We start from the raw sequence: 14,150 nt of genomic DNA on the forward strand, positions 1-14,150 counted from the left end.
TGATCTGAGCTTTTCTTGAGCTTGACGTTGGAGTGCTGTCAGTTTCCGCCCGGCTTGTCCTCCGGAACGGCCTCCTCCTCCGCACGTGGCGGCGTGATCATCGGCCGCGTCGGCGCGGCGATGAAGGTCGACGGAAGAGAGGGCGGCCGCTCCCGGCCGGCGTTCGCGATCACCACGGCGACATAGGGGAGGAGCGCACCGAACACCAGCGCCACGACGGCGACGTACCGTTCGACGTTCCACAGCGTGGCCGCGAGGATCACGGAGGCGGTGCGGATCGTCATCGAGATGACGTACCGTCGCTGCCGGCCCCGTACGTCCTCGGCCAGCCCGGTCCGGGCACCGGTGATCCGGAACACCTGGGCGCTGCCACCGTGCTGCTTGCGCATCACACTCCACCATCCGCCCGCATCGGACTCTCCCCGGCCCGCACCGTCGTCCACGCCCGGCGGGGAACCGGACCAGGACATCTCCACGTTACGCCGCGGTCGTACGGCCGACGAGACCGGGTCGCCTCCTGCCTGCGTGAACGTCCTCGGCCGTGCCGCCTACGGGGGTACCCGACATGCGCCGTACGGCGGACGGACCCAGACTGACCGTAATGCTCACGTCGAGCCGTACGAGGAGGCAGCCATGGGCTGGTTGTGGGCGATCATCGTGGGATTCGTGCTGGGCCTCATCGCGAAGGCGATCATCCCGGGCAAGCAGCACAGCCCCCTGTGGCTGACCACCATCTGCGGCATCCTGGGCGCCATCGCCGGCAACGCGATCGCCGCCGCGCTCGGCGTCGCGGAGACCCGCGGCATCGACTGGAGCCGGCACGCCTTCCAGCTCATCGCCGCGATCATCATCGTCTTCGCCGTGGACAGGCTCTACATGGCGACGCTGGGCAAGAAGAAGCAGCAGGCCTGACGGCAGACACGGCAAAGGGCGGCCCCGCTTCCGGGGGCCGCCCTTCGGACTGTCCTATGCGCCGGTGACCTCTACCGCGGCGAGGTTCTTCTTGCCCCGCCGCAGCACCAGCCACCGCCCGTGCAGCAGTTCCTCCTTGGAGGGCACCGCGTCCTCGGCGGTGACCTTCGCGTTGTTCACGTAGGCCCCGCCCTCCTTCACGGTCCGCCGCGCGGCGGACTTGCTGGCCACCAGGCCGACCTCGGCGAACAGGTCGACCACCTGGCCCAGCTCGGCGACCTGGATGTGCGGCACCTCGGACAGCGCCGCCGCCAGCGTCCCCTCGTCCAGCTCCGTCAGGTCGCCCTGGCCGAACAGGGCCTTGGACGCGGCGATCACGGCGGCCGTCTGGTCGGCGCCGTGCACCAGCGTCGTCAGCTCCTCGGCGAGCGCGCGCTGCGCGGCACGAGCCTGCGGTCGCTCCTGGGTCTGCTGCTCCAGCTCCTCCAGTTCCTCACGGGACTTGAAGGACAGGATGCGCATGTACTTCGAGATGTCACGGTCGTCCACGTTCAGCCAGAACTGGTAGAACGCGTACGGCGTCGTCATCTCCGGGTCGAGCCAGACGGCGCCGCCCTCGGTCTTGCCGAACTTGGTGCCGTCCGCCTTGGTCATCAGCGGGGTGGCCAGGGCGTGCGCCTCGGCGGCCGGCTCCAGCCGGTGGATCAGGTCGAGCCCGGCCGTGAGGTTGCCCCACTGGTCGCTGCCGCCCTGCTGGAGCGTGCAGCCGTACCGCCGGTACAGCTGCAGGAAGTCCATGCCCTGCAGGAGCTGGTAGCTGAACTCGGTGTAGCTGATGCCCTGGTCGGACTCCAGGCGGCGGGCCACGGAGTCCTTCGTCAGCATCTTGTTGACGCGGAAGTGCTTGCCGATGTCCCGCAGGAACTCGATCGCGGAGAGGTTCGCGGTCCAGTCGAGGTTGTTCACCATGACCGCCGCGTTCTCGCCCTCGAAGGACAGGAACGGCTCGATCTGGGCGCGCAGCCTGCCCACCCAGCCGGCCACCGTCTCCGGGTCGTTCAGCGTGCGCTCCGCGGTGGGGCGCGGGTCACCGATCAGGCCCGTCGCGCCGCCGACCAGCGCCAGCGGCCGGTGCCCGGCCTGCTGGAGCCGGCGCACGGTGAGCACCTGCACCAGATGCCCCACGTGCAGCGACGGCGCGGTCGGGTCGAAACCGCAATAGAACGTGACGGGACCGTCCGCGAGAGCCTTGCGCAAAGCGTCCTCGTCGGTGGACAGGGCGAACAGCCCACGCCACTTCAGCTCGTCGACGATGTCCGTCACGGTTCTCGTGTCTCCTCGGTGATCCGGTGGGCAGTCGGGTGACAGCCGACTACGAGGTTATACGCCCTGACTGACAGAGCTCATGTTGAAATCGGGGATCCGCAGCGCGGGCATCGCGGCCCGGGTGAAGTAGTCGCTCCACTCCCGCGGCAGCGTCTTCTCCGTGCGCCCCGCCTCCGCGGCCCGGCCGAGCAGGTCCACCGGCGACTCGTTGAACCGGAAGTTGTTCACCTGCCCGGTCACCTCGCCGTTCTCCACGAGGTAGACGCCGTCCCGGGTCAGGCCGGTGAGCAGCAGCGTCGCCGGGTCGACCTCGCGGATGTACCACAGGCAGGTCAGCAGCAGCCCGCGCTCGGTGTTCGCGACCATCTCCTCCAGGGAGCGGTCCTGCCCGCCGTCCAGGATCAGGTTCCCGATCGCCGGGGCGACCGGCAGCCCGGTCAGGCCCGCGCTGTGCCGGGTGGTGATCAGGTGCTTGAGCACGCCCTCGCCGATCCACTCGGTGGGATGCGCCGGCAGTCCGTTGTCGAACACGGACTGGTCGCCGCCCGAGGAATGGGCGACCACGAAGGGCGAGCACTCCAGGCCCGGCTCGTTCGGGTCGCTGCGCAGGGTCAGCGGCAGCTCGCTCAGCTTTTCGTCGACGCGGGTGCCGCCGCCCGGCTTGGAGAACACCGTCCGGCCCTCGGCCGCGTCCCGGCCCGAAGCCGACCACAGCTGGTAGATCAGCAGGTCCGCGACCGCGGTCGGCGGCAGCAGCGTCTCGTACCGGCCCGCGGGCAGCTCCACGCGCCGCTCGGCCCAGCCGAGACGTACGGCCAGTTCGGCGTCCAGGGCGCCCGGGTCGACGTCCTTGAAGTCCCGTGTGGAGCGGCCAGCCCACGCCGAGCGGGCGCGGTCCGGGGACTTGGCGTTCAGCTCCAGCGTGCCGGTGGGCTGGTCGTGCCTGAGGCGCAGCCCCGTGGACGTGCCCATGTACGTCGACACCATCTCGTGGTTGGCGAAGCCGTACAGCTCGCGGCCGCCGGCACGCGCGCGTGCGAAGGCCTCGCCGAGCGCGGGGGCGAAGTCCGCGAAGACGGCCGAGGAGGTCTCGGCGGGCGCGTCCGTGAAGTCAGGGGACTGCGGGACACCGGTGACCAGCGGCTGGGCGTCCTCGGCCGGCCCGGCCCCCCGCGCGGCCGCCTCGGCGGCCCGCACCAGCGGTTCCAGCTCCTCGGCGGTCACGGCGGACCGCGAGACGACACCGGAGGCGGTGCCCTCCTTGCCGTCCACGGTCGCGATCACCGTGAGGGTACGACCGCGGGTCACACCGTTGGTGGTGAGCGCGTTGCCGGCCCAGCGCAGGTTGGCGGTCGACTCCTCGTCGGCGATGACGACGCAGCCGTCGGCCCGGGACAGCGCAAGGGCCTGCTCGACGACCTCGTGCGGCTTGGTGGTACGGGCGCTCATCGACCGGCCTCCTGCGTGGTGTTCAGAATGTTGACGCCCTTGAAGAGGGCGGAGGGGCACCCGTGGGACACGGCGGCGACCTGGCCCGGCTGGGCCTTGCCGCAGTTGAAGGCGCCGCCCAGGACGTAGGTCTGCGGGCCGCCCACGGCCGCCATCGACCCCCAGAAGTCGGTGGTCGTGGCCTGGTAGGCGACGTCCTTCAGCTGCCCGGTGATCCGCCCGTTCTCGATCTTGAAGAAGCGCTGCCCGGTGAACTGGAAGTTGTACCGCTGCATGTCGATCGACCAGGACCGGTCGCCGACGACGTAGATGCCCCGGTCGACGCCCCCGATCAGGTCCTCGGTGGACAGCCCGGCCGGATCCGGCTGCAGGGACACGTTGGCCATGCGCTGCACCGGCACATGCCCGGGGGAGTCGGCGAACGCGCACCCGTTGGACCGGTCGAACCCGGTCAGCTTCGCGATCCTGCGGTCCAGCTGGTAGCCGACGAGCGTGCCGTCCTTCACCAGGTCCCAGGACTGCGCCTCGACGCCCTCGTCGTCGTAGCCGACGGTCGCGAGGCCGTGCTCGGCGGTGCGGTCACCGGTGACGTTCATCAGCTCGGAGCCGTACCTCAGCTTGCCGAGCTGGTCGAAGGTGGCGAAGGAGGTGCCGGCGTAGGCGGCCTCGTAGCCGAGCGCGCGGTCCAGCTCGGTGGCGTGTCCGATGGACTCGTGGATGGTCAGCCACAGGTTGGACGGGTCGACCACCAGGTCGTACAGGCCCGCCTCCACGCTCGGCGCCCGCATCTTCTCGGCGAGCAGCTCCGGGATCTGCTCCAGCTCGGTGTCCCAGTCCCAGCCGGTCCCGGTCAGGTACTCCCAGCCACGCCCGACGGGCGGCGCGAGGGTGCGCATCGAGTCGAACTCACCGCTCGACTCGTCGACCGACACGGCCGTCAGCTGCGGATGCAGCCGGACCCGCTGCTGGGTGGTCACGGTGCCCGCGGTGTCGGCGTAGAACTTGTTCTCGTGCACGGTGAGCAGCGAGGCGTCCACGTGGTTCACGCCGCTCGCGGCCAGCAGCCGGTTGCTCCACTCCGCGAGCAGCGCGGCCTTCTCCTCGTCGGGCACCGAGAACGGGTCGATCTCGTACGACGACACCCACGTCCGCTCGGCGTGCACCGGCTCGCCGGCCAGCTCCACCCGCTCGTCCGACCCGGCGGCCTTGATCACCTGCGCCGAGAGCTTCGCCATCGCCACCGCCTGCGAGGCGACCTTGGCGGCCGCGTCCAGGGTCAGGTCCACCCCGGACGCGAAGCCCCACGTACCGCCGTGCACGACCCGGACCGCGTAGCCGAGGTCGGTGGTGTCCGACGTTCCCGCGGGCTTGGCGTCCCTGAGCCGCCAGGAGGCGCTGCGCACCCGCTCGAACCGGAAGTCCGCATGCTCGGCACCCAGCGCACGCGCGCGTGCGAGCGCGGCGTCGGCCAGAGCCCTTAGCGGAAGCGCCGTGAAGGCTTCGTCGATGGAATGAGGCACGGAGGTCTCCCTGCTGTCGTGGCCTGTCGGTTCCGATCATGTCGTGGGAGTGGCCCGGCGGACCACATGTTTCGGTCCGATACCGGTCCATTCTGTAGGGACCCCACAGCGTCGCACTCGCGCCACTGTCGGTGCCCGCTTGCCCGCGGAAGCGGCGCTACCGATAGGTTTTCGATGAAGCCGCCTGCCATCCAGCTGTTCGGGCGGGCTGCCCGACCGCATCAGACCGCTAACGAAAGGGTGATCCGTTGAGCCGCTCGGTTCTCGTCACCGGAGGCAACCGGGGCATCGGCCTCGCCATCGCCCGCGCTTTCGCCGACGCCGGCGACAAGGTCGCTATCACGTACCGCTCGGGTGAGCCGCCGGCCGGCTTCCTCGCCGTCAAGTGCGACATCACCGACGCCGAGCAGGTGGAGCAGGCCTACAAGGAGATCGAGGACCAGCACGGTCCGGTCGAGGTCCTCGTCGCCAACGCCGGTGTCACCAAGGACCAGCTCCTGATGCGCATGTCCGAGGAGGACTTCACCTCGGTCATCGACACCAACCTCACGGGCACCTTCCGCGTGGTCAAGCGTGCCAACCGCGGCATGCTGCGGGCCAAGAAGGGCCGGGTCATCCTGATCTCCTCCGTGGTCGGCCTGCTCGGCCAGGCGGGGCAGGCCAACTACGCCGCCTCCAAGGCCGCCATGGTCGGCTTCGCGCGTTCCCTCGCCCGTGAGCTGGGCTCGCGCAACATCACCTTCAACGTCGTCGCGCCCGGCTTCGTCGACACCGACATGACCAAGGCGCTCACCGAGCAGCAGCGCGAGAGCATCGTGTCGCAGGTGCCGCTCGGCCGTTACGCGCAGCCGGAGGAGATCGCCGCGACGGTGCGGTTCCTCGCCTCGGACGACGCCTCGTACATCACTGGAGCCGTCATCCCCGTTGACGGCGGACTGGGAATGGGTCACTGATCACCATGAGCGGAATCCTCGAGGGCAAGCGCATCCTGATCACGGGTGTGCTGATGGAGTCCTCCATCGCCTTCCACGTCGCCAAGCTCGCCCAGGAGCAGGGCGCCGAGATCATCCTGACCGCCTTCCCGCGGCCGACGCTGACCGAGCGCATCGCCAAGAAGCTGCCGAAGCCGACCAAGGTCATCGAGCTGGACGTCACCAACGACGAGCACCTCGCCCGCCTGGCCGACGTGGTCGGCGAGGAGCTGGGCGGCCTCGACGGCATCGTCCACTCCATCGGCTTCGCCCCGCAGGACGCGCTCGGCGGCAACTTCCTCAACACGCCGTTCGAGTCGGTCGCCACCGCCATGCACGTCTCGGCGTTCTCCCTGAAGTCGCTGACCATGGCCTGCCTGCCGCTGATGCAGAACGGCGGCTCGGTCGTCGGCCTCACCTTCGACGCGTCCTTCGCCTGGCCGCAGTACGACTGGATGGGCCCGGCCAAGGCCGCCCTGGAGGCCACCAGCCGCTACATCGCCCGCGACCTGGGCAAGCAGAACATCCGCTGCAACCTCATCTCCGCCGGCCCGCTCGGCTCGATGGCCGCCAAGTCCATCCCGGGCTTCAGCGATCTGGCCTCCGTGTGGGACACCCGCTCCCCGCTGGAGTGGGACCTCAAGGACCCGGAGCCGGCCGGCAAGGGTGTCGTCGCGCTGCTGAGCGACTGGTTCCCGAAGACCACCGGCGAGATCATCCACGTGGACGGCGGTCTGCACGCCATCGGCGCGTGACCCTCGCCCGCCTCGCCTGACGTCGACGCCCCGTTCCCCGCGGACCGCGGGGAACGGGGCGTCACTCGTTCGGCCTACCCGGCCGGGCGCGACCGGGGGCAACGGCGCACTCTGGATTACGGGTTCACCCCGCGCATCCCTCCGCAGCCCGGCCGAGGAGGTCCCCTTGTGCGCCTGTCCCGCAGCCTGGCCCCGGTGACCGTGGCCGTAGCCCTCGTACTCTCCCTGCCGTACGACGCGCTGTCCCACGCGCGCGTGGGCCACGGCAAGCCGCCCGCGCCGGACCTGTTCGGCGCCGAGTGCCGTACGACCGTCACCGGCTCCCACGTGGTGGCGTACTGCCACAACCCCTACGTCGACACCGACCGGGTGCGGCTGCACATCGAATGCGCCCGCTGGTGGGACATCGACACCGACAGCGCCCCGGTGGACACCGCGCCCGCCATGACCGTACGGCTGACCGGCCGGTGCTGGAAGGAAGTCCGCTCGGTGTGGATCAGCCACCAGAAGGCGCGCTGAACCTGCCCGGACGGCACAGGAACGGATAGCTCGCCGCCTCCGTGGCGGCTGCCTCCGCGTCCCCCGCGCGGATCGCGTCCACCAGCCGGGTGTGATCCATGTACGTCTCGGGCGTCAGCTCGGCGCCGACGTCCGCGCGCAGCCAGTCCCGCAGCACCTCTCCCAGGTCGGCGTACATCGCCGTCATGACGTCGTTGTGGGAGGCGGCCACCACGGCCAGGTGGAAGGTGGCGTCGGCGGTCACGAACGCCTCGGCCTCGCCGGTCTCCCAGGCCTCCTCGCGCCGGGCCAGCAGCGCGTCCAGCTGCTTGAGGTCCTTCTCGCTGCGCCGCTCGGCGGCCAGCTTGGCCGCCGCCGACTCCAGCGTGGAGCGCAGCTCGGCGATGTGCCGGGGGTCGGCGTCCGCGAACCGGCGGTGCATCACACCGGCCAGCTCGCTCGTCGCCGCGACGTACGTGCCCGAGCCCTGGCGGATGTCCAGCAGACCGTTGTGCGCCAGCGCGCGGACCGCCTCGCGGACGGTGTTGCGGGCGACCCCGAGCTGCTCGACCAGCTCCGGCTCGGTCGGGATGCGGGAGCCGACCGGCCATTCGCCGGAGGCGATCTGATTGCGCAGCTCGGCGATGACCTGCTCGGACAGCGCCGAACGGCGCGGGTGGCTCAGGGGCATGGCCCACCTTCGCACGCGAGGCCGGGGCGGATACGTCCCGGGGATGGACAACCAATCATCCCATGATTCTATGATGGGTGACATGGCTAGTGAGGAAACCCGGACCACGGAAACCCGTACGGAGCAGTCGTCCACCGAACGCGCTACGACCACTGCGGCGAACGCGCGTAAGACGGCCCCCACGCGCGCGTGGGCGACACGGCTGGTCGTCGTCGGCATCGTGCTGTCCGCGCTGAACCTCCGGCCGGCCATCACGAGCCTCGGCGCGCTTCTGGAGGAGGTCCGCGACGGCCTCGGCATGAGCGGCAGCGTGGCCGGGCTGCTCACCTCCGTTCCTCCGCTCTGCTTCGCCGTCTTCGGCGTCACCGCACCCCGGCTGGCCCGCCGCTTCGGACCGTCCGCGGTGGTGTGCGCGGGCATGGCCGCCATCACCGCGGGCCTGCTGATACGGCCCTACGCCGGCAGCACGGCCGGCTTCCTGGCCGCCAGCGCACTCACCCTCATGGGCATCGCCGTCAGCAACGTGCTGATGCCGGTCATCGTCAAGCGCTGGTTCCCCGACCGCGTCGGCTCCATGACCGGCCTGTACTCCATGGCCCTGGCCCTCGGCACCTCCCTCGCCGCCGCGGTGACCGTGCCCATGACCGCCGCCCTGGGCGGCAGGTGGCAGTCCGGACTCGCCGTGTGGGCGCTGCTCGCCGCCGCCGCCGTACTGCCCTGGCTGCCGCTGGTTCGGGAGCGGGGCGCCGCCGCCCAGGCGCCGATGGCCGCGGCGGGGGAGCAGCCGCAGAAGGCCCCGTTGCGCATCACCCGCAGCCGTACCGCCTGGGCGCTCGCCGTCTTCTTCGGACTCCAGGCCACCGCCGCGTACATCACGATGGGCTGGATGGCCCAGATCTTCCGCGACTCCGGGGTTCCCGCGGGCACGGCGGGCCTCCTCCTCGCCGTCACCATGGTGATGGGCGTGCCGCTGGCCTTCGTCATCCCGCGGGTCGCCACCCGGCTGCCCCACCAGGGGCCGATCGTGCTCGTCCTGGGTGTGTGCGGACTCTCCGGATACGCCGGCCTGTACTTCGCGCCGGCCGGCGGCGCCTGGGCCTGGGCGGTGCTGCTCGGCGTCTCCAACTGCGCCTTCCCGCTGGCGCTGACCATGGTCGGCATGCGGGCCAGGACCGGCCCGGGCGTGGCCCAGCTGTCCGCGTTCGCGCAGAGCACCGGCTATCTGATCTCCATCCCCGGCCCGCTGCTGGTCGGTGTGCTCTACCAGCAGAGCGGCGGCTGGGGGCTGCCGATCGCCCTCATGGCGGGCCTGATGCTCCCCCAGATGGCGGTGGGCTTCCTGGCGGGCCGCGACCGCATCGTGGAGGACGAGGCGACGGCGCGCTGACGACTCCGGCGCAGGGCCGACGACCCCGGCGCCAGGGGCGCGCGCGGCGGGTGCGAGACTGGCGGCATGCCAGTGCTCGACCCGAACCCCCAGAACGGCCAGAAGAAGATGCTGGTCGTCTTCGGCTCGTTCTTCGCCATCTTCGTGATCATCGCCATCATCGCGACGATCGCCTCGCCCTGATCCGGCCACCCGGCCCGACCCGTGACACGCCCTGATGGTGGGGCTGGCCCCACCATCCCCTAGGGGGTCAGGGTCAGGGTCAAGTGGGTGGATCTCCGGATGGGTTGAGGGCCCCGGATTCCGTAGCTTCGAGAGGTGACCGCAGCAGGCGGCCAGGACCACTCGAGGACCCACGGAGGCGACCATGCCGGCCCGCACGCACACCCGGCCCCACCCGGCGACCACGGGCGGCGTCGACATCCGGCTGCCCTGGTGGGCGCTCGCCCTGCCCGCGCTCGCCTTCATCGCGCTGCTCGCGCTGATACTGAACCCGTCGGACGCCCACGCGGCGAGCGGCGACCCGGCGATCACACAGCTCTTCGAGCGCGTGCAGCAGCTTCTCGCGCGCTGAGCAGGGCCTCCGCACGCGGTGAATCCGCATGTCAACTCCCTGCGCCGCATGGCCTGTTTCATGCGAAGCTGGGTCCCATGAGCGTCGCAGAACCCCGCAGGATCGCCCTCTTCCGGCATGCGAAAGCCGACTGGCCCCAGGTGTCCGACCATGACCGCCCGCTCGCCGAGCGGGGCCGCAAGGACGCCGCAGTCGCCGGGCGCAGGCTGGCCGACACCGGCATCACCTTCGACCTGGCCCTGTGCTCCACCGCGGTCCGGACCCGCGAGACCTGGAAGCTCGCCGTCCACGAGCTGGCGCACCGGCCGAAAACCACCTATGAGGAGCGGGTCTACGAGGCCTCGCCCGGCGAGCTGATCGCCGTGCTCAACGAGATCCCGGACGACGTGCAGAACGTGATCCTGATCGGCCACAACCCGGGCGTGCACGGCCTGGCCGACATCCTCGCGGGCGAGTCCGAGGGCGACGCCCGCGAGCGGATGAACCGCCGAGGCTTCCCCGCCGCGGGCTTCGCGCTGCTGTCCTACGACGGCGCCTGGAAGAGCCTGGAGCCGGCCGTGGCCACACTGACGGACTACTGGGCACCCGCCGAGTGACGGCACCCACGCCAGGAGGGCCCGGCACCACAGCGGTGCCGGGCCCTCCTCAGCTCCGGTGCGCGCCCCGTCCGGGGCGGCTCAGCCCTCGTCGTGGGTGTCGGCCGCCTCGACCTCTTCGCGGGTGATGCCCAGCAGATACAGGACGGTGTCCAGGAAGGGGAAGTTCACCGCCGTGTGCGCGGCCTCGCGGACCACCGGCTTGGCGTTGAAGGCGACACCGAGACCGGCCGCGTTCAGCATGTCCAGGTCGTTGGCACCGTCACCGATCGCCACCGTCTGCGACAGCGGCACCCCGGCCTCCGCGGCGAACCGGCGCAGCAGCCGCGCCTTGCCCGCGCGGTCCACGATCTCGCCGGTGACCCGCCCGGTCAGCTTCCCGTCGACGATCTCCAGCGTGTTGGCCTGCGCGAAGTCCAGCCCCAGCCGCTCCTTCAGATCGTCCGTGACCTGGGTGAACCCACCGGAGACCACACCGACTTGGTAGCCGAGGCGCTTCAGGGTGCGGATGAGCGTGCGCGCGCCCGGCGTCAGCCGTACCTCGTTGCGCACCTTCTCCACCACCGAGGCGTCCAGCCCCTTCAGCAGGGCGACGCGCGCGTGCAGCGACTGCTCGAAGTCCAGCTCCCCGCGCATCGCCGCGGCCGTCACCTCGGCGACCTGGTCCTCGCAGCCGGCGTGCGCGGCGAACAGCTCGATGACCTCGTCCTGGATGAGGGTGGAGTCCACGTCCATGACCACCAGCCGCTGCGCGCGCCGGTGCAGGCCCGCCGAGACGACGGCGATGTCGACACCCAGTGCCGCCGCGTCGGAGGCCAGGGCCGTGCGCAGCGGCTCGGTCTCCACACCGGAGACGGCGAACTCCACCGCGGTCACCGGGTACTTGGCGAGGCGGAAGATACGGTCGATGTTGCCGCCGGCCTTGGCGATCCGGGCGGCGATGGCGGCCGTCGACTCGGCGGTGAGGGGGTGACCGAGGACGGTCACCAGGGAGCGCCCGAGACCACGGGGACGGTTGTCGCCGTGCCCCGAGATGATCTCCGCCTGCATCTTCATCGACTCGGCCCAGCTGTGCACGGTGGCCCTCAGGTCGCCCTCCAGGCTCGCCGGCGGCTGGGTGACCAGCACGCACAGCACCAGGCGGCCCCGGGTGACGACCTGCTCGATGTCGACCACGTCGACGAGGTAGGCGGCGAGGGTGTCGAAGAGGCCGGCCGTGATGCCCGGCCTGTCCTTGCCGAAGATCTTGACGAGGAGAGTGGGGACCTCGGAGGTCTGCGAAGCGCTCATGGTGTCACCACCGTATCCGGCACCCAGTGCCTTCCGCCCGTGAGGTCCGCCTGACGGACACGGAACAATGGGTGTCGGGCCGATGTAGAGGATCTTGCCTCACGACGACGACCCGGCCCCGGCCCGATCCGCCGGTACGGTCCGGTTCCTGCCGGTACGGTCCGATCCCGCCGGTACGGCTCCGCGTCTACCACGACTGTGTCACGCGGGCGCCTGCCACGCTCACCTCCTGGGTCTGCGGGGCGGTGCCGGTGGTGGTGGCGGAGGCGGCGGTGGCCCCTCGTCCGGAGCGTCCGGTGCGCGATCACGCGGGCGTGCTCCAGGACGGTTCCGGGGTGCGGGGGGAGGCGGGCCGAAGGGCCGGGCCACGGTGGGGGCGCCGTACACGTCGTCCCCGGTCGAAGACGGCCGCGCGTCCTCCGGCTGCGCCCGCAACTGCTCCGGCACCTGGAGATAGGGGTTCGTGTTCGGGTTCGGCGGCCGGTACGGCCTGCTCGGCGCGTACGGTCCGGCCCCGTCGCCGGACCCGGACCGCCCGGAGCCCACACTGCCGTACCCGTGGTCCACGCCCCTGCCACGGCTGTCCCCGACGACCGCGCCGCCCCGTCCCGGCCCCACCGCCCGAGCCCCCACCGCCCCCGCCACCCAGGCGAGCCCCGCCCCCGCCGCCCCGGCCCCCGCACCCCACAGGGCGCCCAGGAGCAGCGCCATGCCCAGGTGGCCGTGCAGCTCGATGCCCGCGCCGAAGGCGTCGAAGCCCAGTACGGACAGCGAGGCGTCCACCGAGACGTCCGCCAACCAGGCGAGGAAGGGCAGGGCGAGCGCGGTCGCGATCCCGAGCCGCAGGGCGCAGCGGCCGGCGAACCCCGCCGCACCACCCGCGCCGGGCAGCGGTGTCCGTACCGCCGTCAGCACCCCGGCCAGCAGCATCATCAACGCCGCCGCCACCGCGAGCAGCCACACCCGCCCGTCCAGCCCGGCCAGCCGGCCCACCGTGACGGGCTGGTCGGAGTGCGCGCTCAGCAGCTGGTCGAGAGGGTGGGGCAGCACGGTGCCCAGGGCGCCGGTGGCCTTGCCGTCCCAGGGGACGAACAGGCCGATCGGGATACCGAGCCACACCCCGTTCGGGGCGCCCAGCAGGGCCGCGCCCACGATCCGGCGCGGGTGGTCGTCGCCGATCGCCGCGTACGCCGCCGCCGCGAACCCGGCGGCCACGGCCACCAGCAGCACGGTGACGAGCGCCGAGACCGCCGGCCGCACCACCCGGTGCACGGCGTCCCAGCCGGGCGGCAGGGGAGTGCGCCGGGAGGCGAACAGGGCGATCAGCAGGATTCCGGCGGACCAGCACAGGCCGCCGAGCAGGGTGGGCGCGGTGTCCACGGTGAAACCGACCGCGGCCTTCGCGTGGATCAGATCGCCGATCCGGTCCGGCAGCAGCCCGCCGACGTCCCCCAGACCGGGGATGTTCAGACCACCCCCCTTGCCGCCCCCGCCGGGCAGCTTGTCCAGACCCAGCGAGCCGCCGTCGATCGTGATGACGTCGTGCCCGGCCCACGCCAGCCCGCCCAGCGTCGCCACGAAGAGGACAACCACCGCGCCCGCGCGCGCGAGGAGTTCGGACGGGGCGATCACAACTCCGGCCGTGCGCAGGGACCGTAGGAAGAACCACGACAGCAGCAGGGCGCCGACCAGGCTCACCCCCAGTGGCGTGATCTCGACGGCCGTGTGGGCCTCGGCGCCCTTCAGCCCGAAAGCGGACACATCGCCCGACGGCGAGACCGAACCACCCGCCCCGAGCGCCACAACAGCCGCCGTCATCGGGCCCAGTGAGCCCGCCGCGTCCGCCTGCAGCAGATGCAGGCCGAGCGCGGCCGTGCCCGCCATCCCTATCAACGCCCAGCTGACGGCGGCGATCGCGGACAGCAGGATGTCCGTCCACGGCAGCGAGGTGCCGTGCCGTGCGGTCTCGACGCCCGTGGCAGCGCTCATGGCCGACCCCCCGATCCGCGGCGCGGCACCGCAGCCGCGCTTGTCCCCCCTCGCGGGGGATTACCACTCTCCGGCCCGGTTTCAACCCCGTCAACGGGGCGAGTTGAAGCGCGTACAGGCGCCCTTCACAAGGCCCGACTTTCGGTCACGGGGCCCCGCCTGAAATAGTTCCCGACGATGTTCGACATCCCT

Annotated in this window: 15 protein-coding genes; 8 read left to right on the top strand and 7 right to left on the bottom strand. The window is 71.4% G+C overall.

Translation table 11 applies throughout. The features are described 5' to 3' along the window. Positions 1 to 38 precede the first annotated feature (38 nt). Positions 39 to 389, bottom strand: a complete 351-nt coding sequence (locus CRP49_RS25215; protein WP_167444071.1) for a DUF3099 domain-containing protein — start codon at positions 387 to 389, stop codon at positions 39 to 41. A 244-nt stretch (positions 390 to 633) separates the two neighbouring features. On the opposite strand from CRP49_RS25215, the gene CRP49_RS25220 reads away from it, so the two are divergent. After that, positions 634 to 912, top strand: coding sequence for a GlsB/YeaQ/YmgE family stress response membrane protein (locus CRP49_RS25220; protein WP_097255448.1), 279 nt, complete (start codon positions 634 to 636; stop codon positions 910 to 912). Positions 913 to 966: 54 nt separating this feature from the next. On the opposite strand, the gene tyrS is transcribed toward CRP49_RS25220, so the two are convergent. From tyrS to CRP49_RS25235, 3 genes are read right to left on the bottom strand one after another with little or no spacing between them, the layout of a single operon-like run. Beyond that, positions 967 to 2,235 carry a tyrosine--tRNA ligase gene (gene tyrS, locus CRP49_RS25225; protein ID WP_097255449.1) on the bottom strand — a complete coding sequence of 423 codons (1,269 nt, stop codon included), beginning with the start codon at positions 2,233 to 2,235 and terminating at the stop codon, positions 967 to 969. Positions 2,236 to 2,292: 57 nt separating this feature from the next. Further along, positions 2,293 to 3,687: a TldD/PmbA family protein gene (locus CRP49_RS25230; RefSeq protein WP_097255450.1), complete on the bottom strand. Its 1,395-nt coding sequence runs from the start codon at positions 3,685 to 3,687 to the stop codon at positions 2,293 to 2,295. Further along, positions 3,684 to 5,207, bottom strand: coding sequence for a TldD/PmbA family protein (locus CRP49_RS25235; RefSeq protein WP_097255451.1), 1,524 nt, complete (start codon positions 5,205 to 5,207; stop codon positions 3,684 to 3,686). Before CRP49_RS25235 ends, CRP49_RS25230 begins: the two co-directional genes overlap by 4 nt. A gap of 248 nt (positions 5,208 to 5,455) precedes the next feature. On the opposite strand from CRP49_RS25235, the gene fabG reads away from it, so the two are divergent. The 3 genes from fabG to CRP49_RS25250 all read left to right on the top strand — a co-directional run bounded on the left by fabG (position 5,456) and on the right by CRP49_RS25250 (position 7,452). Continuing rightward, the gene (gene fabG / locus CRP49_RS25240; protein WP_097255452.1) at positions 5,456 to 6,160 is read left to right on the top strand and encodes a 3-oxoacyl-[acyl-carrier-protein] reductase; all 705 of its coding nucleotides are present in this window, start codon (positions 5,456 to 5,458) and stop codon (positions 6,158 to 6,160) included. A 5-nt stretch (positions 6,161 to 6,165) separates the two neighbouring features. Further along, positions 6,166 to 6,933: an enoyl-ACP reductase FabI gene (gene fabI / locus CRP49_RS25245; RefSeq protein WP_094214649.1), complete on the top strand. Its 768-nt coding sequence runs from the start codon at positions 6,166 to 6,168 to the stop codon at positions 6,931 to 6,933. Between the two features lie 168 nt (positions 6,934 to 7,101). Further along, on the top strand, positions 7,102 to 7,452 hold the full coding sequence (locus tag CRP49_RS25250) for a hypothetical protein (protein WP_097255453.1): 351 nt from the start codon (positions 7,102 to 7,104) through the stop codon (positions 7,450 to 7,452). On the opposite strand, the gene CRP49_RS25255 is transcribed toward CRP49_RS25250, so the two are convergent. Further along, complete coding sequence (locus tag CRP49_RS25255; protein WP_097255454.1) at positions 7,430 to 8,122, bottom strand: FadR/GntR family transcriptional regulator; 693 nt, start codon at positions 8,120 to 8,122, stop codon at positions 7,430 to 7,432. The two genes, CRP49_RS25250 and CRP49_RS25255, sit on opposite strands and share 23 nt — an antisense overlap. An 82-nt stretch (positions 8,123 to 8,204) precedes the next feature. Between CRP49_RS25255 and CRP49_RS25260 the strand changes: the two genes are divergently transcribed. From CRP49_RS25260 to CRP49_RS25275, 4 genes are all read left to right on the top strand, one after another. Beyond that, positions 8,205 to 9,509, top strand: coding sequence for a CynX/NimT family MFS transporter (locus tag CRP49_RS25260; protein WP_373560366.1), 1,305 nt, complete (start codon positions 8,205 to 8,207; stop codon positions 9,507 to 9,509). 66 nt (positions 9,510 to 9,575) lie between these two features. Continuing rightward, the gene (locus tag CRP49_RS48010; protein ID WP_094214645.1) at positions 9,576 to 9,692 is read left to right on the top strand and encodes an SGM_5486 family transporter-associated protein; all 117 of its coding nucleotides are present in this window, start codon (positions 9,576 to 9,578) and stop codon (positions 9,690 to 9,692) included. A 184-nt stretch (positions 9,693 to 9,876) separates the two neighbouring features. Further along, positions 9,877 to 10,083: a hypothetical protein gene (locus CRP49_RS25270; RefSeq protein ID WP_094214644.1), complete on the top strand. Its 207-nt coding sequence runs from the start codon at positions 9,877 to 9,879 to the stop codon at positions 10,081 to 10,083. A gap of 77 nt (positions 10,084 to 10,160) precedes the next feature. Next, positions 10,161 to 10,679 (top strand): histidine phosphatase family protein, encoded by a 519-nt coding sequence (locus CRP49_RS25275; protein ID WP_094214643.1) that lies wholly within the window; start codon positions 10,161 to 10,163, stop codon positions 10,677 to 10,679. A gap of 81 nt (positions 10,680 to 10,760) precedes the next feature. Here CRP49_RS25275 and serB read toward each other — a convergent pair whose 3' ends face one another. Then, positions 10,761 to 11,969 (bottom strand): phosphoserine phosphatase SerB, encoded by a 1,209-nt coding sequence (gene serB / locus CRP49_RS25280; RefSeq protein ID WP_097255456.1) that lies wholly within the window; start codon positions 11,967 to 11,969, stop codon positions 10,761 to 10,763. A gap of 222 nt (positions 11,970 to 12,191) precedes the next feature. Beyond that, positions 12,192 to 13,958: a streptophobe family protein gene (locus CRP49_RS25285; protein ID WP_097255457.1), complete on the bottom strand. Its 1,767-nt coding sequence runs from the start codon at positions 13,956 to 13,958 to the stop codon at positions 12,192 to 12,194. Positions 13,959 to 14,150 lie beyond the last annotated feature (192 nt).

This window comes from Streptomyces sp. Ag109_G2-15, from assembly GCF_900215565.1.
GTDB lineage: Bacteria > Actinomycetota > Actinomycetes > Streptomycetales > Streptomycetaceae > Streptomyces > Streptomyces diastatochromogenes.

What these genes read in the sequence shown, in the direction of transcription:
- CRP49_RS25215 (WP_167444071.1), bottom strand. Translation starts at nt 389, where the DNA reads ATGCGCAAGCAGCACGGTGGCAGCGCCCAGGTGTTCCGGATCACCGGT.
- CRP49_RS25220 (WP_097255448.1), top strand. Translation starts at nt 634, where the DNA reads ATGGGCTGGTTGTGGGCGATCATCGTGGGATTCGTGCTGGGCCTCATC.
- CRP49_RS25230 (WP_097255450.1), bottom strand. Translation starts at nt 3,687, where the DNA reads ATGAGCGCCCGTACCACCAAGCCGCACGAGGTCGTCGAGCAGGCCCTT.
- fabI (WP_094214649.1), top strand. Translation starts at nt 6,166, where the DNA reads ATGAGCGGAATCCTCGAGGGCAAGCGCATCCTGATCACGGGTGTGCTG.
- CRP49_RS25255 (WP_097255454.1), bottom strand. Translation starts at nt 8,122, where the DNA reads ATGCCCCTGAGCCACCCGCGCCGTTCGGCGCTGTCCGAGCAGGTCATC.
- CRP49_RS25260 (WP_373560366.1), top strand. Translation starts at nt 8,205, where the DNA reads ATGGCTAGTGAGGAAACCCGGACCACGGAAACCCGTACGGAGCAGTCG.
- CRP49_RS48010 (WP_094214645.1), top strand. Translation starts at nt 9,576, where the DNA reads ATGCCAGTGCTCGACCCGAACCCCCAGAACGGCCAGAAGAAGATGCTG.
- CRP49_RS25270 (WP_094214644.1), top strand. Translation starts at nt 9,877, where the DNA reads ATGCCGGCCCGCACGCACACCCGGCCCCACCCGGCGACCACGGGCGGC.
- CRP49_RS25275 (WP_094214643.1), top strand. Translation starts at nt 10,161, where the DNA reads ATGAGCGTCGCAGAACCCCGCAGGATCGCCCTCTTCCGGCATGCGAAA.
- serB (WP_097255456.1), bottom strand. Translation starts at nt 11,969, where the DNA reads ATGAGCGCTTCGCAGACCTCCGAGGTCCCCACTCTCCTCGTCAAGATC.
- CRP49_RS25285 (WP_097255457.1), bottom strand. Translation starts at nt 13,958, where the DNA reads ATGAGCGCTGCCACGGGCGTCGAGACCGCACGGCACGGCACCTCGCTG.